At 39.2% G+C, this 549-nt stretch carries 2 protein-coding genes; both read left to right on the top strand.

The annotated features are described in order from the left end of the window. The first annotated feature begins 5 nt into the window (after positions 1-5). Positions 6-152, top strand: coding sequence for a thymidine kinase (locus N1032_RS28590; protein WP_407933101.1), 147 nt, complete (start codon positions 6-8; stop codon positions 150-152). A 61-nt stretch (positions 153-213) separates the two neighbouring features. Next, positions 214-549: hypothetical protein (locus N1032_RS27280; RefSeq protein WP_259543837.1), on the top strand; the 336-nt coding region annotated here is incomplete at its 3' end.

Genomic DNA, 549 nt, shown 5'->3' with positions numbered 1-549 from the left:
AAACTATATGTCACTGTGGACGGAAAGCTTCTATGGTTCTCCGAGTCAACAGTGGAAAGCCTATATACACAGGTGAACAAATCCAGATAGGTGGAAATGATAGTTACGTTTCTGTCTGTCGTAAACATTATTTTGAAGGAGTAGTAGAATGACTGAACAACAGCGTTTAGAAGAACTCGAATACGTAGCCGTACTCGGAGGCGAGAACGACTAATGTCAGTTATCCATTATCATGGTGGCCCTGTAGTAGGAGCCAAAGGTGCTGCCGCTGATATCGTTTATAGGAATGGTGGTGCATTTATTTCATACTTGTACACAGACCAGATCTCAAAATGTTTCGATATCTGTGATAGCATAGCATTTGATAATGGAGCATTCTCTGCTTGGAAATCTGGTAAAGTAATCAACTGGGATAACTTCTATAAATGGATTGGGAAGTATTATGACAACCCAAAACTCAAATTCTTCATCATACCAGATGTGGTAGATGGGGGAGAAGAAGATAATGACAGATTAATTACTGAAGTACCAGAAGAATTTAAATCCAAA

Origin of the sequence: Herbiconiux daphne (genome assembly GCF_024979295.1) — a bacterium.
Lineage (GTDB): Bacteria > Actinomycetota > Actinomycetes > Actinomycetales > Microbacteriaceae > Herbiconiux > Herbiconiux daphnes.
Note: the sequence above shows the minus strand (reverse complement) of the source record. Positions and strands in the feature narration are given on the sequence as shown.